Origin of the sequence: Micromonospora narathiwatensis (assembly GCF_900089605.1) — a bacterium.
In the GTDB taxonomy this organism is placed as follows: Bacteria; Actinomycetota; Actinomycetes; order Mycobacteriales; family Micromonosporaceae; genus Micromonospora; species Micromonospora narathiwatensis.
This window is the reverse complement of the sequence record NZ_LT594324.1, coordinates 5,432,578-5,457,329: the sequence shown is the minus strand read 5'-3', so window position 1 is coordinate 5,457,329 and position 24,752 is coordinate 5,432,578. Positions and strand designations below refer to the sequence as shown.

20 protein-coding genes, 1 tRNA gene and 1 riboswitch are annotated in these 24,752 nt (G+C 71.6%); of the genes, 8 read left to right on the top strand and 13 right to left on the bottom strand.

From position 1 onward, the window contains the following. Window positions 1-12: 12 nt before the first annotated feature. Entirely contained in the window at window positions 13-591 is a 579-nt protein-coding gene (gene dcd, locus GA0070621_RS23905; RefSeq protein ID WP_091202782.1) for a dCTP deaminase, read from the top strand. Between the two features lie 46 nt (window positions 592-637). Here the strand turns inward: dcd and GA0070621_RS23900 are convergent, their stop codons facing one another. Continuing rightward, window positions 638-1,669: a C40 family peptidase gene (locus GA0070621_RS23900; RefSeq protein WP_091199965.1), complete on the bottom strand. Its 1,032-nt coding sequence runs from the start codon at window positions 1,667-1,669 to the stop codon at window positions 638-640. A 12-nt stretch (window positions 1,670-1,681) separates the two neighbouring features. Next, window positions 1,682-1,819: riboswitch (cyclic di-AMP (ydaO/yuaA leader) on the bottom strand. 206 nt (window positions 1,820-2,025) lie between these two features. Between GA0070621_RS23900 and GA0070621_RS23895 the strand changes: the two genes are divergently transcribed. Then, entirely contained in the window at window positions 2,026-4,062 is a 2,037-nt protein-coding gene (locus tag GA0070621_RS23895; RefSeq protein ID WP_091199962.1) for an N-acetylmuramoyl-L-alanine amidase, read from the top strand. Between the two features lie 89 nt (window positions 4,063-4,151). On the opposite strand, the gene GA0070621_RS23890 is transcribed toward GA0070621_RS23895, so the two are convergent. The 3 genes from GA0070621_RS23890 to GA0070621_RS23880 form a co-directional block, all read right to left on the bottom strand. Beyond that, window positions 4,152-5,162 (bottom strand): C40 family peptidase, encoded by a 1,011-nt coding sequence (locus GA0070621_RS23890; protein WP_407940310.1) that lies wholly within the window; start codon window positions 5,160-5,162, stop codon window positions 4,152-4,154. Between the two features lie 169 nt (window positions 5,163-5,331). Continuing rightward, window positions 5,332-6,336, bottom strand: coding sequence for a hemolysin family protein (locus GA0070621_RS23885; protein WP_091199887.1), 1,005 nt, complete (start codon window positions 6,334-6,336; stop codon window positions 5,332-5,334). Further along, window positions 6,329-7,633: a hemolysin family protein gene (locus tag GA0070621_RS23880; protein WP_091202780.1), complete on the bottom strand. Its 1,305-nt coding sequence runs from the start codon at window positions 7,631-7,633 to the stop codon at window positions 6,329-6,331. Before GA0070621_RS23880 ends, GA0070621_RS23885 begins: the two co-directional genes overlap by 8 nt. Before the next feature lie 122 nt (window positions 7,634-7,755). Between GA0070621_RS23880 and GA0070621_RS23875 the strand changes: the two genes are divergently transcribed. Then, window positions 7,756-8,430 carry a GOLPH3/VPS74 family protein gene (locus GA0070621_RS23875; protein WP_091202778.1) on the top strand — a complete coding sequence of 225 codons (675 nt, stop codon included), beginning with the start codon at window positions 7,756-7,758 and terminating at the stop codon, window positions 8,428-8,430. A 75-nt stretch (window positions 8,431-8,505) separates the two neighbouring features. Here GA0070621_RS23875 and GA0070621_RS23870 read toward each other — a convergent pair whose 3' ends face one another. Both GA0070621_RS23870 and GA0070621_RS23865 read right to left on the bottom strand, forming a co-directional pair. After that, window positions 8,506-10,761: a (Fe-S)-binding protein gene (locus tag GA0070621_RS23870; RefSeq protein WP_091202776.1), complete on the bottom strand. Its 2,256-nt coding sequence runs from the start codon at window positions 10,759-10,761 to the stop codon at window positions 8,506-8,508. Window positions 10,762-11,169: 408 nt separating this feature from the next. Continuing rightward, entirely contained in the window at window positions 11,170-11,433 is a 264-nt protein-coding gene (locus GA0070621_RS23865) for a cell division protein CrgA (RefSeq protein WP_091199885.1), read from the bottom strand. 230 nt (window positions 11,434-11,663) lie between these two features. On the opposite strand from GA0070621_RS23865, the gene GA0070621_RS23860 reads away from it, so the two are divergent. The 4 genes from GA0070621_RS23860 to GA0070621_RS23845 are packed head-to-tail and all read left to right on the top strand — an operon-like array spanning window position 11,664 to window position 15,343. Then, a complete protein-coding gene (locus GA0070621_RS23860) occupies window positions 11,664-12,470 on the top strand; it encodes a DUF881 domain-containing protein (RefSeq protein WP_091199883.1) in 807 nt (268 codons plus the stop codon). After that, window positions 12,467-14,404: a class E sortase gene (locus GA0070621_RS30995; RefSeq protein ID WP_167667256.1), complete on the top strand. Its 1,938-nt coding sequence runs from the start codon at window positions 12,467-12,469 to the stop codon at window positions 14,402-14,404. The genes GA0070621_RS23860 and GA0070621_RS30995 overlap by 4 nt, the downstream gene beginning before the upstream one ends. A 2-nt stretch (window positions 14,405-14,406) precedes the next feature. Continuing rightward, window positions 14,407-14,688 (top strand): hypothetical protein, encoded by a 282-nt coding sequence (locus GA0070621_RS23850; RefSeq protein WP_091199880.1) that lies wholly within the window; start codon window positions 14,407-14,409, stop codon window positions 14,686-14,688. Between the two features lie 4 nt (window positions 14,689-14,692). After that, window positions 14,693-15,343, top strand: coding sequence for an aminodeoxychorismate/anthranilate synthase component II (locus GA0070621_RS23845; protein WP_091199877.1), 651 nt, complete (start codon window positions 14,693-14,695; stop codon window positions 15,341-15,343). A gap of 103 nt (window positions 15,344-15,446) precedes the next feature. On the opposite strand, the gene pknB is transcribed toward GA0070621_RS23845, so the two are convergent. The 7 genes from pknB to GA0070621_RS23810 are packed head-to-tail and all read right to left on the bottom strand — an operon-like array spanning window position 15,447 to window position 24,352. Further along, window positions 15,447-17,255, bottom strand: coding sequence for a Stk1 family PASTA domain-containing Ser/Thr kinase (pknB, locus tag GA0070621_RS23840; RefSeq protein WP_091199875.1), 1,809 nt, complete (start codon window positions 17,253-17,255; stop codon window positions 15,447-15,449). After that, window positions 17,252-18,622, bottom strand: a complete 1,371-nt coding sequence (locus GA0070621_RS23835) for a serine/threonine-protein kinase (protein ID WP_091199873.1) — start codon at window positions 18,620-18,622, stop codon at window positions 17,252-17,254. The genes pknB and GA0070621_RS23835 overlap by 4 nt, the downstream gene beginning before the upstream one ends. Before the next feature lies 1 nt (window position 18,623). Next, the gene (locus tag GA0070621_RS23830; RefSeq protein ID WP_091199871.1) at window positions 18,624-20,129 is read right to left on the bottom strand and encodes a peptidoglycan D,D-transpeptidase FtsI family protein; all 1,506 of its coding nucleotides are present in this window, start codon (window positions 20,127-20,129) and stop codon (window positions 18,624-18,626) included. Beyond that, window positions 20,126-21,613 carry an FtsW/RodA/SpoVE family cell cycle protein gene (locus GA0070621_RS23825; RefSeq protein WP_091199868.1) on the bottom strand — a complete coding sequence of 496 codons (1,488 nt, stop codon included), beginning with the start codon at window positions 21,611-21,613 and terminating at the stop codon, window positions 20,126-20,128. The genes GA0070621_RS23830 and GA0070621_RS23825 overlap by 4 nt, the downstream gene beginning before the upstream one ends. Before the next feature lie 28 nt (window positions 21,614-21,641). Further along, the gene (locus GA0070621_RS23820) at window positions 21,642-23,078 is read right to left on the bottom strand and encodes a PP2C family protein-serine/threonine phosphatase (protein ID WP_091199866.1); all 1,437 of its coding nucleotides are present in this window, start codon (window positions 23,076-23,078) and stop codon (window positions 21,642-21,644) included. After that, window positions 23,075-23,560, bottom strand: coding sequence for an FHA domain-containing protein FhaB/FipA (locus GA0070621_RS23815; RefSeq protein WP_091199864.1), 486 nt, complete (start codon window positions 23,558-23,560; stop codon window positions 23,075-23,077). The genes GA0070621_RS23820 and GA0070621_RS23815 overlap by 4 nt, the downstream gene beginning before the upstream one ends. 3 nt (window positions 23,561-23,563) lie before the next feature. Beyond that, window positions 23,564-24,352, bottom strand: coding sequence for an FhaA domain-containing protein (locus tag GA0070621_RS23810; protein ID WP_091126795.1), 789 nt, complete (start codon window positions 24,350-24,352; stop codon window positions 23,564-23,566). A 209-nt stretch (window positions 24,353-24,561) separates the two neighbouring features. On the opposite strand from GA0070621_RS23810, the gene GA0070621_RS23805 reads away from it, so the two are divergent. Continuing rightward, window positions 24,562-24,647: transfer RNA gene (locus tag GA0070621_RS23805), tRNA-Leu, on the top strand. Window positions 24,648-24,752: the final 105 nt, after the last annotated feature.

The following is a 24,752-nucleotide window of genomic DNA, read 5'->3' as shown; positions in this document are numbered from 1 at the left end:
TATGGTGTTCGGATGCTGCTCTCCGACCGCGACCTGGCCGCCGAGATCGAGGCGGGCACGCTCGCGCTGGAGCCCTTCGAGCCCGCGCTGGTGCAGCCGTCCAGCATCGACGTACGCCTCGACCGGCTCTTCCGGGTCTTCAACAACCATCTCTACACGCACATCGACCCGGCCGTGCAGCAGGACGACCTGACCTCGATGGTGGAGGTGCCCGAGGGCGAGCCGTTCGTGCTGCACCCGGGCGAGTTCGTGCTCGCCTCCACGCTTGAGGTGATCTCGCTCGGCGACCAGCTCGCCGGGCGGCTGGAGGGCAAGTCGAGCCTGGGCCGGCTCGGGCTGCTCACCCATTCGACCGCCGGTTTCATCGACCCGGGCTTCTCCGGGCACGTCACGCTGGAACTGTCCAACGTGGCGAACCTGCCGATCACCCTCTGGCCGGGCATGAAGATCGGGCAGCTCTGCATCTTCCGGCTCTCGTCGCCGGCCGAGCACCCGTACGGCTCGGCGGTCTACGGCTCGCGCTACCAGGGGCAGCGCGGACCCACGCCGAGCCGGTCGTGGCAGAACTGGCGCACCTGGCCCACCCGCTGAGCACGGCGCGAGGGCTCCCGCGAACGTGGGAGCCCTCGCGGACCGGTCAGCCGGGGCGGCCGTAGCTGTTGATCTGGCCGTCGTCGACGCGTTTCATCGTGATCGGTTTGCCCGCCTGGGAGGCGTGCACCACCCAGCCGTCGCCGACATACATCGCGACGTGGTGCAGGTCGCCGTAGTAGAAGACCAGGTCACCGGCGCGCAACTCGCCGCGGCTCACCCGCCGGGTGACGTCGTGCTGCTGCCGGGCGTTGTGCGGCAGCGAGACGCCGGCCTTGGCCCAGGCGGCCATGGTCAGGCCGGAACAGTCGTAATGGTCCGGGCCGGCGGCACCCCAGACGTAGATCTTGCCGATCTGGGCGCAGGCGAACTTGACCGCGACCCCGGCGGGGCCACCCGGGTAACCGGCGGGGCAGGGCGCCGGGCGCAGCGGGCCGCCGCCACCGTTGCCGTACACCTTGAGCCGCAGCTTCTGCAGCCGGGCGATCTCAGCGTCGATCTGCTTCTTCTTGGCCGCGAGCTGGGCCTCGGTACGGGCCAGTTGGGCGATCATGTCGTCCAGCGGCTTCTTCTTCGCGGCCAACTGGTCGCGCAGTTCGGCCACGGCCTGCACCTGCTGCTGCTGGCGGTGCGCGAAGCGGTCGAGCAGCTCAAGGCTGTCGACGATCTCGCCGGGCGACCGGCTGCCCAGCAGCGCGTTGACCGTGGAGATGTTGTTGCCCTTGTACGCGTCGGCGGCGAGTCCGCCGACCTGCCCGAGGGCCTCGTCGACCTGGGCCTGCAACGGGGTGATCTGCTTGGCCAGCGCGGCGGCCTGCTTGCGCTTGGCGGCAAGCTCTTCGCGGGTGGCGTTGACCTGCTCGATGATCGGTTCGAGCTTGTTCCAGTCCTGATCGATCTGGCGCTCGATCTCGGTGACCGACGGTTCGGCGTGGGCCGTGGCGCCGCCGGTCAGGACGACGGCGGTGCCGACCAGTGCGGCGAGGGCGGTGGTGAAGCGGGACCAGCGTGGACGCGGCGTAGCCGCCGACCGGTCGATTGACCGGACCGACGGTCGCCGCGGGGCATGGTGTGCCACCGGGCTCCGTACTCCTTCTTTCCTGACCGCCTACCGGGTTAGCTGACGGGTTCGGGCGGGAAGGGAGCCGCCCTACCGCACCACGGTGCGGATTCACCCCACGTACCTGGGTCCCCGGCTCGCCCGGAGGCGACTCGGCGGTGTCCGACCGCCACCACCCGGGCTGGGCGGTGAACCTACCGGTCGACGACAGATCAGAGTAGAGATCGTCGTTATCAATCCGCAACCCGCGACGCCGTGACCCTCCTATGAAGGTTTCTTTCGGGACGCATCGTTATCTGGAAAGCTATTGACCGGAGCCCATACGCGGGGCCAGGGTGAGGACGCAGTGACCCCCATCCTGATCTGGAGGTTCGATGCACCTCTCAGCCCTGCCATCGCGCAGACGGATACTGCTGGCCGCCGCCGTCGCGGCGGCCACCGCTCTCGCGACCAGCGGTCCCACCGCGGCGGCGCCCCTCACCGCCGGGACCACCGACAACCAGGACCGCCAGCAGCAGTACGCCGCCGCGGCAGCGGAGTACGGCGTGCCGCAGAGCGTCCTGCTGGGCGTCTCGTACCTGGAGTCCCGCTGGGACACCCACCCGGGCCAGCCCAGCACCAGTGGCGGCTACGGCCCGATGCACCTGACCGACGCCGCCCAGGTCGCCTCGACGCCGTCCAGCGCCCACGTCGACGAGGACGAGGACCCGCGCGGCGACGAGTCCCGGCCGCTCGCTCTCGACCCGGCGATCGCGGCGCGACCGAGCGGCGACCTGCTGCCGCAGGCGTCGCTGCAAACCCTCGACGCCGCCGCCGACCTCACCGGCGAGTCGAAGGAGACGCTGCGCACCGACGCCCTCGCCAACATCCGGGGCGGCGCGGCGCTACTCGCCTCGTACCAACAGGAGCTGGGCGGGCCGGTCGGTGCCGGCAGCGAGCCGGCGGCCTGGTACGGCGCGGTGGCCCGGTATTCCGGCGCGGACACCGAGGACGCCGCGGCGGCCTTCGCCGACGAGGTGTACGACCAGATCGGCCAGGGCGCCAGCCGGACCACCGACGACGGCCAGCGGGTGGCCCTCGCCGCCACGGCGGTGACGCCGGACCAGTCCGGGCTGCACAAGCTCGGGCTGCGTCGCGCCGAGCGCCCGGACGGCCTGGAGTGCCCGGTCCGCCTCGCCTGCGAGTGGATCCCCGCGCCCTACGCGAAGTACGGCCCGGGTTCCGGCGACTACGGCAACCACGACCTCGGCAACCGGCCGGCCCAGCAGAAGATCGAGTACATCATCATCCACGACACCGAGGGCTACTTCGGCCCGAGCGTGGGCCTGGTCCAGGACAAGACCTACCTGGGTTGGCACTACACGCTGCGCTCGGTGGACGGCTACGTCGCCCAGCACATCAAGGCCAAGAACGTGGGCTGGCACGCCGGCAACTGGTACGTCAACGCCAAGTCGATCGGCATCGAGCACGAGGGCTTCGCCGGCCACGGCACCTGGTACACCGAGGCGATGTACCGGACGTCGGCCAAGCTGGTCCGGCACCTGGCGCTGAGCTTCCAGATCCCGCTGGACCGTCAGCACATCCTGGGCCACGACAACGTCCCCGGCATCACCGCCGGAAACGTGGCCGGGATGCACTGGGACCCGGGCCCGTACTGGGACTGGTCGCACTACTTCGACCTGATGAAGGCGCCGTTCAAGGGAACCGGGACCCCGCACACCGGCCTGGTGACCATCGACCCGGACTACGCCAGCAACCAGCCCGCTTTCACCGGCTGCAACCGGCAGCCCCCGGGCGTCCCGACTCCGCCGCCGCCGGCCGCGCCCTGCCCGCTGCGCGGCTCCTCCTCGGTGATCCTGCGTACCGCCCCGAGCATCGACGCGCCGCTGGTCAACGACCTGGGGCTGCAACCGAACGGCGCGCCGAACACCATGTACATCTCCGACCACGGCGCCCGCGCCTCGGCCGGTCAGACGTACGCCCTCGCCGACGTCCAGGGTGACTGGACGGCGATCTGGTACCTCGGCCAGAAGGCGTGGTTCCACAACCCGGCCTCGGCGCCGACGGCGAAGTGGGCGAACGGCTTCGTGGTGACCCCCAAGGCGGGCAGGACCACCATCCCGGTGTACGGGCGCGCCTACCCGGAGCAGGCGGCGTACCCGTCCACCATCCCGTACCAGGCCATCTCCCCGCTGCAGTACACCCTCCGGGCGGGCCAGCGGTACGCGGTCGGCGGCGTCCTGCCGGGCGAATACTACCGGGCCGTCTCGTTCGACGGCTCGGTGCCGGGTGACCGGACGGTCGTCCGCGGCGCGAACCAGTACGTGCAGATCCAGTTCGGTCACCGGGTCATGTACGTGAACCTCGACGACGTGCAGATCCTGCCGGGGGCGGTCGACGCGCCCCGGTAGCGGCACCCGGTACGAGGCGAAGGCCCCCGGTCCGCGTGGACCGGGGGCCTTCGTGCAGCGCGAAAGGGGTCAGTAGCCGGCGACCCGGGTCAGTAGGGCCGGCGGAAGCCGGCGACCGGCTGGTAGCTGATCTGGCTCACCTGGACCGGCTTTCCGGTCCGTGGCGCGTGCACCATCAGACCGCCGCCGAGATAGAGCCCGACGTGGTGCAGGTCGCTGTAGAAGAAGACCAGGTCACCGGGGCGAGCCTCGTCGCGGGAGATGGGCTTGCCCTCCTTCCACTGCGCGCCGGTGAAGTGGGTCAGATAGATGCCCGCCGCCTTGTACGCGTACTGGGTGAGGCCGGAGCAGTCGAACGAGTTCGGGCCGGTGGCGCCCCACACGTACGGGCGGCCGACCTTGCCGCAGGCCGTCTTGATCGCGGTACGCGCGGCGTTGCTCACCACACCGTCGATGTTCGGGCAGCCCTCGGCCCGGATCGACGTCTTCGGCAGCATCGCCGTCAGCCGCTTGATCTCGGCGTTGATCTGCTTCTTCTTCGCCTCCAGCTCTTCCTTCTGCTTGGTCTGGGTGGCGATCAGGGCGTCCAGCTTCTGCTTCTGGGCGTTGTACTTGTCGCGGACGGCGAGCACGCCGGCGACCTGCTGGCGCTGCTGCTGGGCCAGCCGGTCGAGGATGACGAGCTGCTCGCCGAGGGTGCCCGGCTTGGTGCTCACCAGCAGCGCGCCGAGCTCCTGCGAGGGGCCCGTCATGTAGTAGCGGGCGGCGATGTCGCCGACCCGGTTCATCGCCAGGGCGGACTCCAGCTCCAGCGGCACCATCTTCTGTTCGAGATCCGCCGACTTCTTCATGTTGACCTTGAGCTGGGCGCGGACCTTGTTGTAGTTCTCGATGGTGGGTTCGAGCTGTTCCCACTGCTTGTCGATCTGAGCGTCGATCTCGTCCACCGACGGCTCCGCGTGCGCCGGAGCCGCCAGCAGCCCGGCGCCGACCGCGACGGCCGCGACCAGGGTGAGGAGACGGCGTACGACCCGGCGCGCTCCGACCGGTCGGAGGGGGGGTTGGCGCCGGGCGTGACGATCAGGGGGCATGGTTGCCACCGGCACGGACTCCTTTGCAACCGACCGCCGGGCGCCTCGCGAGAGGGAAGGTCGAGGCAGACGACCACAGCGGTCGGTGCCCCACATTAGGGAAGGCGACCGGGTGGAATCAAGGCGAGGTTTCACTCAATCACGTGTGCGCAATCAATTGCACACCAAGGGTATTCATTCAACTGCCAACAATCGCCGTCAATACGTCGTCGAGGGTCACCACGCCCAGGGGTCGGCGACCGTCACTCACCAGGACCATGTGCCGTCGCTCGCGGCGCATCGAGAGCAGCAGGTCGGCCAGCGTACGGTCGGGCGGCACGACCGCCAGCGGCCGGTAGACCTCGGCGGGCACCGGCGTCCGGCGGCTCGCGCCCGCGTACCCGAGCACGTCCTTGACGTGGACGAAGCCGAGGACCCGCCGGGTGGACCGCTGCACCACCGGGAAGCGCGATCGGCCGGTACGGGTCGCCAGCACCTCCAGCGAGGCCGGAGAGACGTCCTCGGCCACGGTGGTGACCGTCGACCAGGGTTGCAGCGCGTCCGCCGCGGTACGGCTGTGCAGGGCCAGCGCACCGGTGATCCGGGCGTGCTCCTCGGCGTCCAGCAACCCCTCGGTACGCGCCTGGGAGACCAGACCGGCCAGTTCCTCCGCCGTGAACACCGTCTTCACCGCGTCCGTCGCCTCGACCCGCCACAGCCGCAGCACCTGCCGGGCCGACCACTTCATGGCCAGCAGCAGCGGCTTGGTGGCCAGGCAGAACGCCAGCATCGCCGGGCCGAGCCAGAGCGCCGACGGCTCGGGACCGGCCAGCGTGATGTTCTTCGGCACCATCTCGCCGACCACGGTGTGCAGGAAGACCACCGCACCCAGGGCGATCACGAACGCCACCGGGTGCACCCCGGACGCCGGCAGGCCGAGCGCCTCGAACGGCGTCTCCAGCAGGTGGGCCAGCGCCGGCTCGGCGATCGCGCCGAGGCCGAGCGAGCAGACCGTGATGCCGAGCTGCGCCCCGGCGATCATCAGCGGGATCTGGTTCATCGCGGCGAGGGCCCACCGGGCCCGCTTGGAGCCCGCGGCGAGCGGCTCGATCACCGTACGCCGGGAGGCGATCAGGGCGAACTCGCTGCCCACGAAGAAGGCGTTGCCGAGCAGCAGCAGGACCGCGACCAGCAGTTCACGCATCGTCGCCGGGCTCCTCGGGGCGGACCACCCGGACCTGCTCGATCCGGTGCCGTTCGACCTCGACCACGGTGAACTCGTACCCGCCCTCCTCGACGGTCTCGCCGGCGGCGGGAATGTGCCCGAGCCGGGCCATCAGGAAGCCGGCCAGGGTCTCGTACGGCCCCTCGGGCAGCCGGAAGCCGGTCTGCTCGACCAGCTCGTCCGCGCGCAGCACGCCGTCCACCAGGACGGTGCGCTCACCGCCCGGCACGGTCAGCTCGACCGGCCCGAGGTCGTCCACCGCGTCCGGGTCGAACTCGTCGGCGATCTCGCCGACCAACTCCTCGACCAGGTCCTCCACGGTCACCACCCCGTCGGTGCCGCCGTACTCGTCAACCACCACGGCGAGGTCCGCGCCCGCGCCCTTCAGCGCCGCGAGCACGCCGTCGAGGTCGAGGCTCTCCGGGACGAACACCGGCTCGCGGGCGACCGCGGCGACGGTCGTCGTCGCCCGGTCCGCCAGCGGCACGCCGAGCGCGTCCGGCACCCCCGCGACCCCGGTGACCAGGTCCAGCGTCTCCTCGTAGACGGGAAACCGGGTACGGCCGGTCTCCCGGGACAGGTCCAGCAGCTCGGCGACCGTGGCGGTGGCGCGCAGCGCGACCACGTCCACCCGGGGGGTCATCGCCTCGGCGGCCCGCTTGTCGCCGAAGCGGATCGTGCGGCGCAGCAGCATCGCGGTGTCGGGCGGCAGCGCGCCGGCGCGGGCCGAGATCGCGGCGAGCAGCCCCAGTTCCTCGGGGGACCGGGCGCTGGCCAGTTCCTCCTGCGGCTCCACCCCGAGCCGGCGGACCAACCGGTTGGCCGCGCCGTTCAACAACCGGATCAGCCAGCCGAACGTCCGGGAGAAGGTCCGCATCGGGCCGGCGGTGCCGAGCGCGGCCGGCATCGGCCGGGCCAGCGCCAGGTTCTTCGGCACCAGCTCACCGAAGAGCATGGAGATCAGCGTGGCCAGGGCCAGCGCGAGCAGCCCGTCGAACCGGTCCGCGCCCAGCGGGCGCAGCACCGGGGCGAAGAGCCGGGCCAGGGCCGGCTCGGCGAGGTAACCGGTGAGCAGTGCGGTGATGGTGATACCGAGCTGGGCGCCGGAGAGCTGGAAGGAGAGTTCGCGCAGCGCCCGGCGTACCGTGGCGGCCCGGCCGTCCCCCTCGCCGGCCCGCCGGTCGATCTCCGCGCGATCCACGGTGACCAGGGCGAACTCGGCCGCGACGAAGAACGCGTTGCCGACGGTCAGCAGGACGAAGCCGACCAGGGGCAACACCGCGGTGACCAACAGGGCATCGATGATCGCCTCACCTCGGACGGGATTCTCCCACGGGTCCGCCCAGGGCACGAGTACGCCGACGGGCGCCCTGGCGACCCGGACGTAGCGTGGTCGGCATGGAAAGACTCACCCTCGCCGACGAACTCGTCCTGCTCGCGTACGACGACGCCGGGGTGAACCGGCTCGGCCGCCCCGCCCTCGACCACGGCCTGGCCGGCGCGGTGCTGGTCGAGCTGACGCTCGCCCGGCGCGTCGACCTGGCCGACGACCGGCTCGTGGTCCGCGACTCCACCCCGACCGGGCAACCACTGCTCGACGCCGCTCTCGCCACCATCGGCGCGGACGGTCGGCGACGCAGCCCGAGGGACTGGATCCCCCGGCTGGCCAAGAGCCTGGCCGACGAGGTGCTGACGGGCCTCGTCGCGGCGGGCGTGCTGCGCCGGGAGGCGGACCGGGTGCTCTGGGTCTTCCCGCGTACCCGCTATCCGTCCCCGGACGGCGGACAGCCGCCCGCGGAGGCGGCGGCCCGGCAGCGGATGACGGCCGCGCTGCTGGGCGACGGCCCGGTGGACGCCCACACGGCGGGGCTGCTGGCATTGACCCGGGCGGTGGGCCTGGACCGCCGTCTCTTCCCGGAGGTGCCGAAGGATCGGCTGAGGTCCCGCCTCGACGAGATCGCCGCGGGCGACTGGGCGTCGGCGGCGACGAAGAAGGCGATCGAGCAGACGCAGGCCGCGCTGCTGATCGCCACCACCGCGGCCACCACGGCCGCCTTCGTGGCGAGCACCTGACAGACGCGGACGGCGGCGGCCACCCCCTCAGGGGGCGCCACCGCCGTCGTGGTCCAGGTCGTCCCGGCGTACGCCTCAGCCGGCGACCGGCTCGGCCTCCTTGTCGCCCGTGGGCGCCTCCGGCTTGACCGAGCGGAGCAGCACGCTGGCAACGTCGATCACCTCGACCTGCTCGCCGGCGCCCTTGCCGTTGACCCCGTCGGTGAGCATCGTCGAGCAGAACGGGCAGCCGACCGCGATGGTCTTCGCCCCGGTGGAGATGGCCTCCTCGACCCGGTCCACGTTGATCCGCTTGCCGATCTTCTCCTCCATCCACATCCGGGCACCGCCGGCGCCGCAGCAGAAGGAGCGCTCACTGTTACGCGGCATCTCGATGAGGCCGCTGTCGCGCCCCGCACCGGAACCCGGCGCCGAGCCGCCCTGGCCACCACCGGCTCCGCCGGCGATGGCGCTGCCCAGTACCTCGCGCGGCGGGGTGAAGACCCGGTTGTGTCGGCCCAGGTAGCAGGGGTCGTGGTAGGTCACGCCACCGTCGACCGGCTGCACCGGCGTGAGCTTGCCGGTGGCGACCAGGTGGGCCAGGAGCTGCGTGTGGTGCACCACCTCGAACTCGCCGCCGAGCTGGCCGTACTCGTTGCCCAGGGTGTTGAAGCAGTGCGGGCAGGTGGCGACGATCTTGCGCTTGCTCTTCTCCCGGCCCTCGAACGCCTCGTTCAGCGTCTCGACGTTCTGCTGGGCGAGCATCTGGAAGACGAACTCGTTGCCGATCCGGCGGGCCGGGTCACCCGAGCAGGTCTCGCCCTCGCCGAGGATGGCGAACGTCACGCCCGCCTCGTTGAGCAGCGTGGCGACCGCCCGGGTGGTCTTCTTGGCCCGGTCCTCGAACGCGCCGGCACAGCCGACCCAGAACAGGTACTCGAAGTCCTCGACCTCGCCGACCCGGGGCACCTCGAAGCCGAGGCCCTTGGTCCAGTCCTCCCGGGTGTTCTGCGGGGCGCCCCACGGGTTGCCCTTGTTCTCCAGGTTGCGCAGCATGACGCCGGCCTCGGACGGGAAGCTCGACTCGATCAGCACCTGGTAGCGGCGCATGTCGACGATGTGGTCGACGTGCTCGATGTCCACCGGGCACTGCTCGACGCAGGCGCCGCAGGTGGTGCAGGACCAGAGCACGTCCGGGTCGATGACACCGCCCTCCTCGGCGGTGCCGATCAACGGCCGGTCCGCCTCGGCGAGAGCCAGCACATCGACGTTGGCGAGCTGCTCCTGGCTGGCCTTCTCCTCGCCGGTCAGGTCCTTGCCGCCACCGGCCAGCAGGTACGGGGCCTTCGCGTACGCGTGGTCGCGCAGGCTCAGCACGAGCAGCTTCGGCGACAGCGGCTTGCCGGTGTTCCAGGCCGGGCACTGCGACTGGCAGCGACCGCACTCGGTGCAGGTGCTGAAGTCCAGCAGGCCCTTCCAGGTGAACTGCTCGACCTGGGCGACGCCGAACTGGTCCTTCTCCGGGTCGGCCTCCTCGAAGTCGAGCGGCTTGCCGTCGCTCGTCATCGGCCGGAGCGGGCCGAGGCCGGACCCGGCCGCCTTCTCCGGCTCGCGCTTGAAGAAGATGTTGGGGAAGGCCAGGAAGCGGTGCCAGGCGACGCCCATGGTGACGTTCAGCGAGATCACGATGAGCCAGGTCATCGAGATGACGATCTTGATGAGGGCGGCGACGCTGACGCCGGCCGCCCAGGCCGGGAGGGCGTTGCCGAGGGCGTGGCTGACCGGGGTGGCCCAGACCGGGTACTCGAAGTGGTCGGTGGCGACCTTGAAGCCGCGGATCAGGAAGCCGAAGATCAGGACCAGCAGCACGACCCACTCGACGAAGTAGCCCTGCCACATGGTGGAGCCGGTGAACCGGGACCGGTTGCCGGGTCGGGCGGGTCGGTTGCGCAGCCGGATCGCCATCAGCACCAGGATGCCGGCCAGGCCGAACACGCCGATGATCTCGGTGGCCAGGCCGAAGACCGTCCAGGGACCGATGATCGGCAGCCCGCCGCCCGGCGTGACCACCTCGAAGTACGCCTCGAGCACCAGCAGCGACAGCACGATGAACGCGACCATCACGAACCAGTGCGCGGCACCGATCACGCTCCACTTCAGCATGCGGGTGTGACCGGCGGTCTCCACCAGCATCTTCGTGGTGCGGGCACCCTTGTCGGTGAACCGCTCCGGTGCGGGTTGCCCGAGGCGGATGACGGCCACCATCTTCATGACCGCGCGTACCGCAAGCCCCACCGCCACCGCGGTGATGGCGGCCGCGAGGATCGTGGTGACGATCTGGACGCTGCCCATCGAGTTGGCCTCCCGGTCTGCTGCCTGGTCGAGCGGCTCGGCGGCCGGGACCGGCTCAGGGCGCGGCCGGCGTACCGCCGCTACCGCCACCCCGACCCGACCGGTCGATGACCTCGCTCCGCTCGGTCATGCAGTGCAGCCTACGCGCAAGGTTACCCACCAGTAACGTGAGACATCTCGCACCTGGCCACGCCGCCCTGCCGACACCTTAGGTGCACCGGACGCCGCCGGCCGGGCAGGGGCGTCCGGGCGTGACCTACGTCCATGTCCGGGCGGTGGTGAACCGCCCAGCGGCGGCCGATCGGGGTGAGACAGGTCAGCGGCCCGGCTCCGCGACGGCCTCAGACCCGTACGCGCTGTCGGGCGCGACGGGCCGAAGCCTGGGAACCGGGCCGACCGTCGACCGGGTCAGCGCCAGCGGGAGAGCAGGATCAGCGAGGCGACCATCGCGCCGAAGCCCACCGCGAGGTTCCAGTAACCCCACGACATGACCGGATACGCCTGCTCGGAGAGGTAGTACACGACCAGCCAGGCGATCCCGGCGACGATCAGCGTGACGGCGGTGATCGGCAGCCAGACCGGGCTAGGCTTGCGCGTTGCCGCCGTTGCCGTCGGACGTACGTCCGTCGGGGGGGTGTACACCTTCTTCTTGCGGACCTGAGACTTGGGCACGACGCTCTCCAGAGGGGGGTACGACCTCGTCCGGCCTGACAACCGGGCGCGGGGGCGACGGTCCATGGCCAATAATGTTCGACAGCTAGCGTAGTCCGGACTGACCGTCCAGGCCATGAATGGGGTCAGGCCGGTGCACGGAGTGACCGAAATGGGTGGGACTTTTCAGGTCGAGCCCACCAGTTGGCGTCGTCCTGAGCCGGAACGAGACGACGGGAAGGGAACGCCCGGTGGAGTACACGTCCGGTGCCGCCTCCTGGCGGAAGGTCCTCCGGCGGGCGGTCAGCGTACTGCTGCCCAGGCGGGCATGGCAGCGCCGGCCCGGCTGGTCGCTCGGCGTACCCCTGATCGCCGCTGCGGCGGGGCTGCTTTTCACCACGACCGCGACCATCGCCGGCGGCACCCCGCTGCGGGAGGACCGCCGACCGCAGCTCACCCAATTGATCGAGGACCGGCGCGAGCAGGTCGCGGCGAGTGAGGCGAAGGCCGCCCAGCTGCGCGCCGACGTCGAGGAGCAGACCGCGACCCTGGCCGACACCGACGGCCCGATCAAGGCGCAGCGGGACCGGGCCGCCGCGAGCCGGGAGGCCGCCGGCTTCACCGCGCTCACCGGCACCGGGATCATCGTCGAGCTGAACGACGCGGCCCGGCGGGCCGACCAGCCCCTGCCCAAAGGTGCCAGCAACGATGACCTGGTCGTCCATCAAGGCGACGTCCAGGCGGTCGTGAACGCACTCTGGGCGGGCGGGGCCGAGGCCATGTCAATCATGAACGTCCGCGTGCTCAGCACCAGCGCGGTACGCTGCGTCGGAAACACCCTGCTGCTGCATGGCCGGGTGTACTCCCCTCCTTTCAAGATCGTGGCAATTGGTGACCCCGGCGCCCTCCAGGGGGCGCTCGCCGCCTCCCAGGGAGTCCGGGTGTTCAAGGAAGCGGCCGACCACTACCAGCTCGGCTACAAGGAGACCGTGACCACGGTCACCGTGCCGGCGTTCGAGGACTCGACGGCCCTCCAGTCCGCGAAGGCGCTTCGGTGACGCCGGACGGCTCCCGGGAGCGGGACGGTCGCCACCACGACCCCGGCGGTGAGGCACCTGCCTTCAACCCGCCCGCCGACCGCCCGCCGCCCCCGCCCCGCCCGGCGCTCGACCTGCCCTGGCCGGAACCGGACGCACCGCGCTCGCCCGGGTACCGGCCACCCGCCACCGACCCGGCGACTTCCTTCCCGGCCCCACCGCCGCCGTGGCCCGGCGCCCAGGCACGCCCGCCGGCGTCCGCCAGGCCGGAGCGCCCCGAGTGGTACCCGTCGAGTCCGGCTCCGGCGGAGCGACCCGCTACGGCCCCCGCCCCGGCGGAGCGCCACCAGTCGACTCCGGCCTCCGGGGAGCGGTTCGCCACCGGATACGACACGCGGTCCGTGCCGAACGGCTGGACGGGCGCGGAGCAGAACCCGCGCCCCGCTGGCACCGCCTCCTCGGCCGGGCAGCCCCGCCGTTGGCCCGAGGAGGCGCCCGGCCCGCGCGCCGACGCGCCCGGAGAGCGGTTCGACCGCCGGCCGGAGCCGCCCGCCCCGAGTTTCGACCGCCGGCCGGACCCGGCCGCCCCGAGTTTCGACCGCCGGCCGGACCCGGCCGCCCCGGGATTCGGCGCGGAGCCGGCCACGTCGAGATTCGACCAGCGGCCGGAGCCGCCCGCGCCCGGAATCGGCGCGGATCCCGCCGGGCCGGGACTGCACCACCGTGCCGATCCGGCCGGACCGAAAACCTTCGGGGAGGCGCCGGGCCGCCGGGCCGCCGGCAACCCCGCCGCCCGGCCGTCCGGCGGCCCGCCCGCCTCGGTACGACCGCCCGCTCCGGGGGACGCGCCGACCGCCTTCCTGCCGACGCTGGGCAACCGGCCGGAGCGCGGGGCCACCGGGCACCCTGCCGAGGACCGCGGCGCGCACCGGGCCGATACGCGGGGAGCCGGCACCCCGGCTGCCGGCGTACCCCGAGGGGCCGGCCCGGCCGACGGCGGCCCGGACCGGTCGGGGCCGCCCGGCGTCCCGCCAGCGGATCCGGCGGCGACCGCCCTGATTCCGGCCGTCACCGGTCGGCCGGCGAGCCACCCGGCCCTCGATTCGACCGCGCTGATGGGTGCCGTGCCCCCGCGCCAGGATGCCGCCGACGGCGACGTGGCCGACTCCGCGGCCGAGCCGCCACGCCCCCGGCGCGGCGAGCGGGTGGTGCAGCTCCGCCCCGAGCAGACCGGCGAGGGCTACCGGAGCGTCTACTCCGAGCTGACCCGGCCCACGGTCGGCTCCCGGCTGCGCACCGGCGTGCGGGCCGCCGGCGAGGTGCTGATCACCTTCGGCCTGGTGGTGCTGCTCTTCGCCGGGTACGAGATCTGGGGCAAGACGGTGATCGTCGACGCCCACCAGAACGACCTGAACAGCCAGCTCGCCCAGGAGTGGGGAGGCAGCGACCCGACGGTCGGCCCGACCACCGGCCCCACCCCCAAGCCCAAGCCACCGGCGGAGGGGAAGCCCGTCGCCGGGCTCTACATTCCCAAGCTCGACAAGCACTGGGTCGTGGTCGAGGGAGTCAGCCCGGCCGACATCCGGTACGCCCCGGGCCACTACCCGAAGAGCGCCATGCCGGGCGAGATGGGCAACTTCGCCGTCGCCGGGCACCGCATCCGGGCCACCTTCTGGCGGCTGGACGAGCTGGTGCCCGACCGGGACTACATCATCGTCGAGACCCAGACCCAGTGGCTCGTCTACCAGGTCTACCAGCAGCGGATCGTCAGGCCGTCCCAGGTCGAGGTGGTGGCGCCGGTGCCCGGCGAGCCAGGCAAGAAGCCGACCGAGAAGGTGCTCACGCTGACCACCTGCAACCCCAAGTTCGACAACTACCAGCGGCTGATCATCCACGCCCGGCTGGTCAAGGAGACGGCGAAGTCCGAGGGTCGCCCGGCCGAGTTGGGAAGCTGACGATGTACGCGTGGATCTGGCGCAAGCTGCCGTTCGGGCTGGTCGGGAAGCTCGTCGGCTCGATGCTGCTCACCGCGGCGACGGTCGCCCTGCTCTGGTTCGTGGTCTTCCCGTGGGCGGAACCCCTCCTCCCCTTCTACGACAGCCAGATCACCGACGACTCGGGCGTACCGGGCGGCGACAACGGCGGGCAGCTCACCGTGCCCAGCGGGTCACCCACCCAGGAGGAGATCCCGTACGACACGGAAACCAACAACGCCCCGCCCTCCACCCCGAACAGGTGACCCGATGCGCGTCCTGGTGATCGACAACTACGACTCCTTCGTCTTCAACCTCGTGCAGTACCTCGGCCAGCTCGGCGTGGACTGCGAGGTCCGGCGCAACGACGAGATCGACGTCACCGAGGTGGGTCGGCTCGGCGCGGACGGCGTACTGCTCTCGCCCGGGCCCGGCAGCCCGGACCGCGCCGGCATCTGCCTCGACGTGATCCGCGAGTACGCCGGCAAGCTGCCCCTCTTCGGGGTCTGCCTCGGCCACCAGGCGATCGGCGAGGCGTTCGGCGCGACGGTGACCCGGGCGCCGGAGCTGCTGCACGGCAAGACCTCCGAGGTGAGCCACCACGGGGTGGGCGTGCTCGCCGGGCTGCCCGACCCGTTCACCGCCACCCGCTACCATTCGCTCGCCGTGCTGCCCGAGACGCTGCCCGAGGAGCTGGAGGTGACCGGCTGGACCGGCTCCGGCGTGGTCATGGCCATGCGGCACCGTACCCTGCCGATCGAGGGCGTCCAGTTCCACCCGGAGTCGGTGCTGACCGAGGGCGGGCACCTCATGCTGGCTAACTGGCTGGCCGCGTGCGGCTTCCCGGAGTCGCTGGAGCGGGCTCCGGAGCTGGCCGCCGAGGTGGACGCCCGCCGCCGGGCCGCCTTCGCCACCGCTTGAGGCGATCGTCCCGGTCTCTCCACAGGAGATCCACTCCACATACGCGACGTTGCGGTGTCCGGGTGACCGGATCACCGCAACGTCGCGTATGTTGCGTTCGGCGCTACCGGATGGCTTCCCGGGTCGGCGGCGAGGTCGGGAAGGGAAGACCGCCGCCGGTGCCCGGAGAGGTGGGCTGGCCGGTGGGCGTATCGGTCGGGGACGGGGTCTCGGTGGCCTCCGGCAGCGGAACGTCCACGTAGATCGTCACCTTCTTCCCCCGCGCCAGGCTCGAGCCGGCATCAGGAGACTGCTTGCTGACCTTGCCGGCCTGGTCCGGCGGCACGTCGTCGCCGTCCAGGATCCTGACCTCGTAACCGGCGTTCTTCAGCGTCTTCGCCGCCTCGTCCTTCGGCCAGCCGACGACGTCCGGCACCTTGACGATGTTGCCCTTGGAGACCCTCACCTTGATGGTGGTCTCCTCCGCGACCTCGGCGCCCTGCTTGGGGTTGGTATCGACCACCGTGCCCTCGGCCTGGCTGTCGTCGACGTCCTCCCGTTCGACCCTGAGGTTCAGGCCCTCCAACTGCTGCTTGACGTTGTCGAACCGGCTGCCGTTCACGGGGGGGATGGCGACCATCTTTTTGCCGCCGCAGAGCTGGAAGGTCACGTTCTGACCCTTTTCCAGGGTCGCATTCGGGCCGGGGGACTGGCTGACCACGGTGTCCTTCTGGCAGGTGTTGTTGAGCACCGGCTCGCCGGGCACCGGGACGAGCCCCAACTCCTGGATCGCGGCGACCGCTTCCGCCTGGCTCTTGCCCTCCAGGCCGGGCACATGCACGCTGTCGGTGCCCTTCTGGTTCAGCAGCAGTGCGGCGACCAGGGCGATCACCGCGAGCACGCCGAGCCCGGCGAAGGTGGCGATCACCCAGGAGGAGCTCCGGCGCTTGCGCGGGTCGCCGACCCGGGCCGGGATCTGCTGCCGGGTCTGCGGCCCCATCACCTGCGTCTGGTAGCCACCCGCCCCGGCGGCCGGCGCCATCGGCATGGTCTCCTCGGCCGGCATGACCGGGGTGGCCAGCACCGGGCGGCCGGCGGCGGCGCGGAGCAGGTCCGCCCGCATCTCGCCGGCGCTCTGGTAGCGGTTCAGCGGGTTCTTCGACAACGCCTTGAGGACGATGGCGTCCACCGCCGGGTTGACGTCCGGGTTGATGTTGCTCGGCGTCGGCGGCGCCTCCCGTACGTGCTGGTACGCGACGCTGACCGGGCTGTCCCCGACGAACGGCGGGTGCCCGCAGAGCAGCTCGAACAGCACGCAGCCGGCCGCGTAGACGTCGGAGCGGGCGTCGACCGCCTCGCCGCGCGCCTGCTCGGGGGAAAGATACTGAGCGGTGCCGATGACCGCGCTGGTCTGGGTCATCGTGGTGGCCCCGCTGGCCAGCGCCCGGGCGATGCCGAAGTCCATCACCTTGACCTGGCCGGTCTGGGTGAGCATCACGTTGCCGGGCTTGATGTCCCGGTGGATGATCCCGTGCCGGTGGCTGAACTCCAGCGCCGCGCACATGTCGGCGCAGATCTCCAGCGCCCGGCGCGGCTGGAGCCGGCCCTCGCCGCCCAGCACCTCCTTGAGGGTCCGCCCGTTGACGAACTCCATCACGATGAACGGCAGTGTCTCGCCGGTCGGCGCGGTCTCCTCGCCGGTGTCGTACACGGCGACGATGGCCGGGTGGTTCAGCGAGGCGGCGTTCTGCGCCTCCCGGCGGAACCGCATCTGGAAGGTGGCATCCCGGGCCAGATCCGCCCTAAGCATCTTGATCGCGACATCCCGACCAAGCCGGAGATCGCGACCACGGTGCACCTCCGCCATGCCGCCGTAGCCGAGCAGCTCGCCGACCTGGTACCTGCCACCGAGCAGGCGGGCCTGCGCTGTCATCGCGTCTCTCGTCCTTCGCTCGTCGTCGTCTCGCCGCCAGCCAACTGGAGCCGTACCCCACGACGGTACGACGCCCGAACCAGATCGTCCCCTCCGCGCGCCCGCACCGCGCCGGAGGTCACGCTCACCGGAGCGAGCGCGCCGGCACCGGCCGACGCGTTCTTCCGGTAGTTGTACGAAATCACGCCAGAGCAGAGCACGACCAGTACGGCCAGCACGATGGCGGTCAGCCACAGGCCGACCCCGGACCGACGCGGGGCCGGCAGGGGACGGGCCGGGGCGGCCGGCGGTCGGGCGTACCCGAGCGGGTTCTGCTGCCCGGGTGGTGGGACGGCCACGGCGGCGCGCGGGGCGACCGGCGGGCGGGGCTGCGGGGTGGGCGGCAGCATCGCGGTCGGGCGCGGCGCGACCGGTGGGCGGGCCGCGCCCACGGGCGGGCGGGGCTGCGGTCGCGCCGCCGGCGGGACCTGCGCCCGGGCCGCCGGCGCGGCCGGCGAGGCCGGTACGCCGGAGATCGGGTGCGGCTGGCCGCCGCCGCGTGCCTGCTGGGACAGGGCGAGCTTGGTCTGCCGGGCGACGCTGGCCAGGGCGGCGGCGCTGGGCCAGCGGGCCGCGGGATCCTTGGCCAGGGCCCGCTCCACGATCGCCTTGACCGGCGGCGGGATGTCGGCGGGAAGCGGCCGAGGCGTCTCGCGTACGTGCTTCATGGCGATTTCGAGGGGATTGTCCCCCTCGAAGGGCCGCCGGCCAGCGAGGCACTGGTACGCGACCACACCGAGCGCGTACACGTCCGACGCGGGGGTGGCCACCGCACCGGTCGCCTGCTCGGGCGAGATGTACGAGGCGGTGCCGAGCACCGATCCGGCGGCGGTGAGCTGACCCACCAGGTCGGAGCGGGCGATGCCGAAGTCGGTGAGCACCAGCGTGCCGTTCGGCCGGACCAGCAGGTTGCCCGGCTTCACGTCCCGGTGCACGATGCCCTTCTCGTGGGCCGCGTGCAGGGCGTCGGCGGCCTGCGCCAGCAGGGCCATCGTCCGGGCGGGGGTGAGCCGGCCGACCCGGCTGAGGGTCGAGGAGAGCGCGTCGCCCTCGACGTACTCCATGACCAGGAAGGCGATCTGCTGGTCGCTGCCGAAGTCGTAGACGTCCACCACGCCCGGGTGGTTGATGGTGGCCATGGTCCGCGCCTCGCCCCGGAACCGCTCGGCGAAACCGGGCTCGTCGAGCAGGGCGGGCAGCAGGCTCTTCACCGCGACCGTACGGCCGAGCACCTGGTCGGTGCCGCGCCAGACGTCACCCATGCCACCGCTGGCGATCCGCTCGTCGAGGCGGTAGCGGTTACCGAGCTGCACCCCAGGGCTGAGCATGTCAGCGGCCCCCGGAGTCGGCGATGACCGCCGCCATGATCCGGCCGGCGATCCGGGCCGCCTCGGCGCTGCCGCCGCTGCCCGCCTGCTCCAGCTCCACGCAGACGGCGGAGACCGGGGTGCCGTTCTTGTCCAGTGCGAAGCCGATGAACCAGCCGTGGTCGGGGGTGTCCGGGCCGGACTCCGCGGTGCCGGTCTTGCCGCCCACGGTGTAGCCGCCGATCGCGGCGTTCCGGCCGGTGCCGTTGCGAACCACGCTGACCATCATGTCCCGCAGATCGCTGGCCACCTGGCCGCTGACCGGCCGGCGCAACTCACGCGGGTCGGCGTTGTAGTAGCTGGTGGTGCGGTCCGGTGCAAGCAGCTGCTTGACCAGGTACGGCCGCATCTGGCTGCCGCCGTTGGCCACCGAGGCGGCGATCAGCGCGCCCTGCAACGGGGTCATCCGGACGTTGTTCTGCCCGATGGAGGACTGGGCCAGCGCCGCGGGGTCGGTGCCGCCGTCCGGGTTCTGCATGTCGCCGGTACGGCTGGCCGCCACCGGCAGCCCGCCCTTGCCGAGCTGCCCGACCGTGAGGTCGTCCTGCTCGAAACCGAACTGGCGGGCCTTCTCCTTCACCTTGTCGGCGCCGAGCCGGACGCCGAGCTGGGCGAAGCCGGTGTTGCACGACTTGGTGACCGCCTCCATCAGGGTCACCTGGGCCGTGGGGCAGATCGACGCCGCGGCGTTCTTGATCGGCCGGCCCGCGGTCGGCGGGGTCCAGCTCGGCCCGGCCGGGATCTCGGTCTCCTTGGTGACCCCGTTCTCCAGCGCCGCCGCGGCAACCACGATCTTGAAGGTGGAACCCGGGGGCAGGGTCTCGGAGAGCGCCCGGTTGGCCAGCGGCCGGTTCGGGTCCTGCTCCAGCTTGTTGTACGCCGCCCCGGCCGCCGTGGTGTCGTGGCTGGTCAGCGGGTTCGGGTCGAAGCTGGGCATGGAGACCAGCGCCTGCACGGCCCCGGTACGTGGGTCGATCGCGATGGCCGCGCCCCGCTTCGCCCCGACCTGGTTGTCTCCAAGCTGCTTGTACGCCGTCTCCTGGGCCCGCTTGGACAGGGTCAGCAGCACGTTGCCGCCACCGGTCTGCTCGCCGGTGAACATGTCCTTGATCCGGTCACCGATGAGCTGGTCGCTGGTCCCGGCGAGGAACTCGTTCTCCAGCCGCTCGATGCCCGTGTCGGCGTTGTTGACCGGTTTGTAGCCGAGTACGTGCGCGTACGTCTCGCCGCCCGGGTAGGTGCGCTGGAACCGGAGCTTGCCGCCGGTGTCCTTGCTGATCGCGACCGCGGTGCCGGCGACCTCGATGTTGCCGCGCTTGCGCTCGTACTCGGCGACCTGGACCCGACCGTTGTAGTCGCTGTTGCGGTATTCGTCCGCCTTGTAGGCCTGGATCCAGTTCAGGTTCGCGAAGAGCAACCCGAAGAGGATCATCACGACCACACCGACGCGCCGCAGGGGTGCGTTCACGGCCGGATCACCTCCGTGAGGGCACCGTGCAGCTGCTCCGGCGGACCTCCGCTCGGCCGGGCCGCCGCGCCGCTGGGGGCCACCGGCCGGCGGGCGCCGTCGGAGACCCGGAGCAGGGTCGCGATGAGCAGCCAGTTCGCCATCAGCGACGAACCACCGGCGGAGAGGAACGGGGTGGTCTGGCCGGTCAGCGGGATGAGCTTGCTGATCCCGCCGACGATGACGAACACCTGGAGACCCAGGGTGAAGGCCAGGCCGCCGGCGAGGAGCTTGCCGAACGAGTCCCGCACCGCCAGCGCGGCCCGCAGCCCCCGCTCGACGATCAGCAGATAGATCACCAGCAGCGCGGAGAGGCCGAAGAGGCCGATCTCCTCACCGATGCCGGCGAAGATGAAGTCGGTCTGCACCTCGGGCAGCAGCGTCGGCTGGCCGCCACCCGGCCCCGCCCCGAAGAGGCCGCCGGTGCCGAGCGTGAGCAGGCCCTGGACGAGTTGGTAACCCTTGTCGTACGGGTCGCCGAACGGGTCCAGCCAGATCTCGGCCCGGAGGTAGAAGTTGGCGAACGGGCCGCCCACCGTGCTGCCCAGCACGTACGCCAGGTAGGCACCGCCGAAGAAGAGGACCAGGCCGATGAGCAGCCAACTGACCCGCTCGGTGGCGATGTAGAGCGTCACCACGAACATGCCGAAGTAGAGCAGCGAGGTGCCCAGGTCCTTCTCGAAGACCAGGACCAGGATGCTGATCATCCAGACCACGAGGACCGGGCCGAGGTCCCGGCCGCGCGGGAAGTCGATGCCGAGCACCCGCCGGCTGGCCAACGAGAGCACCTCACGCTTGCGGACCAGGTAGTACGCGAAGAAGGCGAGCAGGGCGAGCTTGGCGAACTCACCCGGTTGGATCTGGAACCCGCCGAACCGGATCCACAGCTTGGCGTTGTTGATCTCAGAAAAGCGGGCCGGCAGCACCGCCGGGATCATCACCAGCACGACGCCGGCCAGCCCCAGCGTGTACGCGTACCGGGAGAGCGAGCGGTGGTCCCGCATGATCGCCAGCAGCCCGGCGGCCAGGACCACCGCGGCGAGCGTCCAGGCCAACTGCCGGCCACCGGTGCCGGCGAAGATGGTCAGGCTCTCCCGGTCGGCCGGGTCGGCCTTCGCCAGGTCGTAGCGGCGCAGAAAGCCCACCCCGATGCCGTTGAGCAGGGCGACCGCCGGCAGCAGCGCCGGATCGGCGAAGGGTGCCAGCCAGCGGATCACCAGATGCAGGCCGAGGAAGACCAGCCCCAGCACGGCGGCCGGAACCCAGAAGTCGGGGGTGACGGTGTCCAGCACGTTCGCCTCGACCGTCGCCCCGTACGCCGCCACCAGCACCATGGCGAGCAGCAGCAGCGACAGCTCCGCGTTACGCCGGGACCGGGCCAGGCGTACGCCCGGCTGCTCGCCCGTCGAGGCGGGCGAGCTGGCCGGTACGGCGGCTGCGGTCACGGTCGGATCCTCGGGGTCGAGCCGACGCTCACTCCCCCGACCGGCAGCCCGCCGGGTCGACCGGCGGAACGGTGTCGGAGGCGACGGCGTCGGGCGTGGTGGTCGGCGCGGGCGTGCCGGTCGGTTCCGCCGTGGCGGTGACCGACAGGCTGCCGCCCGTGCTGGCCGCCGGCGTGGGAGTGCCGGCGGTCGTGTTCGGGGTCGGGCTCGGGCTGACCGCCGTGGCCGTCGGGCTCGGCGGGCAGATCGGCTTGAGGTTGGGGTTGGTCGGGTCGTCGATCGTCAACTCGGCCAGCCGGCGCTCGGCGTCCGGCTCGCTCTTGGCCTGGATGCCCTGCTTGACCTGTTCCTGGGCGGCCAGGGTGAGGTCGTCCAGCTTGGCCGTGCTTCTGGAGTGCACGCTCGACAGGTCGAGCCCGGCGATCTGGCCCGGCACCCCACGGAAGACGGCGAGCTGGCCGTCCTCGGTGGCGCCGACGTAGTACTGGCGCTGGGTGTAGCTCCACCCGCCGAAGACGCCACCGCCGAGGATGACCAGCAGCGCGAGCAGCATCGCGGCGGTACGCAGCGGCCGGTGCCGCCCGCGTTCCGGCTCGTCCTCGCGGTCGACCGGCTCCTCGGGCGCGGCCGGTCGTGGCGCGGAGAGCGCCGAGGCGCGGGCCGCCGGGGTGGAGACGTCGGCTGAGGTGGCCATGCCCCGGTCCCGGGCGGCGGCGCCGCCCACGATCGGGGTCGCCTCGACGATGTCCTGGTCGGTGGCGTCGGCGATGATCACCGTGATGTTGTCCGGACCGCCACCGCGCAGGGCGAGCTGCACGAGGCGCTCCACGCACTGCTGCGGGTCGCCGTACTCGCGCATGGTGTCGGCGATGGTGTCCGCGCTGACCACGCCCGACAGGCCGTCGGAGCAGATCAGGTAGCGGTCGCCGGGGAGCACCTGCCGGACGCTGTATTCGGGGTCGATGTCGCGGCCGTCCAGCGCTCGGGTGAGCAGCGAGCGCTGGGGGTGGCTGCTCGCCTCCTCCGCGCTGATGCGGCCCTCGTCGACGAGCATCTGGACGTACGTGTCGTCCTTCGTGATCTGCGCGAACTCACCGTTCCGCAGGAGATAGGCCCGCGAGTCACCGATGTGAACCATGCCGAGCTTGCTGCCCGAGAAGAGGGTCGCGGTGAGCGTGGTGCCCATCCCCTCCAACTGCGGGTTGGCGTCCACGGTGTCGCGGAGTTGTTGGTTGGCGGTGCCGACGGCGGAACGCAGCGCGTCGACGAGGGCGTCACCTGGGACGTCCTCGTCGAGGGGCGCCATGGCACCGATGACGATGTTGCTGGCGACGTCACCGGCGGCCATGCCGCCCATGCCGTCGGCGACGGCGAGCAGCCGCGGCCCGGCGTAGACGGAATCCTGGTTACCGTCTCGGATCAGACCGCGGTCACTGTGGGCCGCATAGCGCAGGGTCAGAGTCATGGCCGTAATTCGAGAGAAGTGCGGCCGATCCGGATCGGCACGCCGAGGGGGACGGGGGTCGGTCCGGTGACCTTAGCGCGATCCAGGTACGTGCCGTTAGTCGAACCAAGGTCCTCGACGAACCACTGGCCGTCCCGCGGTACGAGCCGGGCGTGCCGCGCCGAGGCGTAGTCGTCGGTGATCACCAGCGTCGAATCCTCGGCCCGACCGATCGTGATCTGGGATTCCCCGAGGGTGATGCGGGTGCCGGCCAACTGGCCCGCGGTGACCACCAGTTGGTGCGCGGCCCTGCCCCGTTTCACCTTCGCCGGCTTCGCCGCCTGCCCGGTCGAGGCGCCGACCGCGCGTGGCGCGGCCACCAACCGACCCGACCTGGCCCCCGCGAAGAGGTCCCGGCGAATCACCCCGACCACCGTGAACACGAAGATCCACAGCAGGATGAGGAACCCGAACCGAGCGACGGTGATGACGAGTTCCGGCAACGGTCAGCCGTCCACGCGGAAGGTCAGGGTGGTGGTGCCGAGCTGGATCATGTCGCCCGGGTTGAGCGCGACGGCGGACACGCGCTGGCCGTTGACCATGGTGCCGTTGGTGGAGCCGAGGTCGGTCAGCACGACCTGGCCGCCGTCGAAGTCCAGCCGGGCGTGTCGGCGGGAGATGCCGACGTCGGGCAGGCGCAGGTTGGCCTGGTCACCGCGACCGATCACGGTCGAGCCCATCTGGAGGGGGTAGGTGCGGCCGTCGCCGGAGACCAGCCGGACGTTGCGGCCACCACCGTGGCCCGGCGGCGGGCCGTAGCCGCCGCCCTGGTCGTAGGACGGGTAGGCCGGTCCGGCGTCGTAGCCGCCGGGCGCGGAGACCGGGGCGACGTCGCCGCCGGTGTAGACCTCCGCGGTGACCCGGAACATGCCGGTGTCCAGCCCCTCGCCGCGCTCAACCTCGACGATGACGTCGCCGTAGACCGTCCAGGCCTGCTCGCCGATGAACTCCGCCTGCGACTGGGCCAGCTCCTGGGCCAACGCCGCAGCGTACGGCGCCAGCCGACTGTGGTCGTATGGCGAGAGATCGATCACGTAGCGGTTGGGCACCAACGTACGCCCACCGGCCAGGATCGCCTTGTGCGCCTCGGCCTCCCGCTGCATGGCGTTGAGGATCTCCACGGGGTGGACCACCCCTTTGAAGACCTTGGCGAAGGCCCCCTCGACCAGGCCTTCCAGACGCTTCTCGAAGCGTTGCAGCACGCTCACCGGCTCCTCCTCGGGTCCCGAGGCAATGATGGTATCCGGACACCGCCTCCGCAGCTCACACGCCGCTCGGCCGGCCGCTGGCGGCCCGTTCGTGGGCGGCCCTGCGACCGTGCTACAGTTTCGTCCGCCACGAACGGTGATCGCTCGTGGCGATGACCAGGAACAGCGTAATATGTTCGCGCCCCCGCCGCAGATGGCGGGAGCGGGATGAGATACGGTGTTCCAGGTCAAGCCACGGGGAAGTGGCGGAATGGCAGACGCGCACGGTTCAGGTCCGTGTGCCCGAAAGGGCGTGGGGGTTCAACTCCCCCCTTCCCCACCATCACGAGGGCTCCGCACGTTGCGGGGCCCTCGCGCCATATCGGGGCGTGCCGGACGTCACGTTATGCTCCGGTGGTTTCCCTGCCTCACAAGGACCAGGAGTGGC

What these genes read in the sequence shown, in the direction of transcription:
- GA0070621_RS23875 (WP_091202778.1), top strand. Translation starts at nt 7,756, where the DNA reads ATGGAAAGACTCACCCTCGCCGACGAACTCGTCCTGCTCGCGTACGAC.
- GA0070621_RS23820 (WP_091199866.1), bottom strand. Translation starts at nt 23,078, where the DNA reads ATGACTCTGACCCTGCGCTATGCGGCCCACAGTGACCGCGGTCTGATC.
- GA0070621_RS23885 (WP_091199887.1), bottom strand. Translation starts at nt 6,336, where the DNA reads ATGCGTGAACTGCTGGTCGCGGTCCTGCTGCTGCTCGGCAACGCCTTC.
- dcd (WP_091202782.1), top strand. Translation starts at nt 13, where the DNA reads ATGCTGCTCTCCGACCGCGACCTGGCCGCCGAGATCGAGGCGGGCACG.
- GA0070621_RS23870 (WP_091202776.1), bottom strand. Translation starts at nt 10,761, where the DNA reads ATGGGCAGCGTCCAGATCGTCACCACGATCCTCGCGGCCGCCATCACC.
- GA0070621_RS23895 (WP_091199962.1), top strand. Translation starts at nt 2,026, where the DNA reads ATGCACCTCTCAGCCCTGCCATCGCGCAGACGGATACTGCTGGCCGCC.
- pknB (WP_091199875.1), bottom strand. Translation starts at nt 17,255, where the DNA reads ATGACAGCGCAGGCCCGCCTGCTCGGTGGCAGGTACCAGGTCGGCGAG.
- GA0070621_RS23845 (WP_091199877.1), top strand. Translation starts at nt 14,693, where the DNA reads ATGCGCGTCCTGGTGATCGACAACTACGACTCCTTCGTCTTCAACCTC.
- GA0070621_RS23850 (WP_091199880.1), top strand. Translation starts at nt 14,407, where the DNA reads ATGTACGCGTGGATCTGGCGCAAGCTGCCGTTCGGGCTGGTCGGGAAG.
- GA0070621_RS23835 (WP_091199873.1), bottom strand. Translation starts at nt 18,622, where the DNA reads ATGCTCAGCCCTGGGGTGCAGCTCGGTAACCGCTACCGCCTCGACGAG.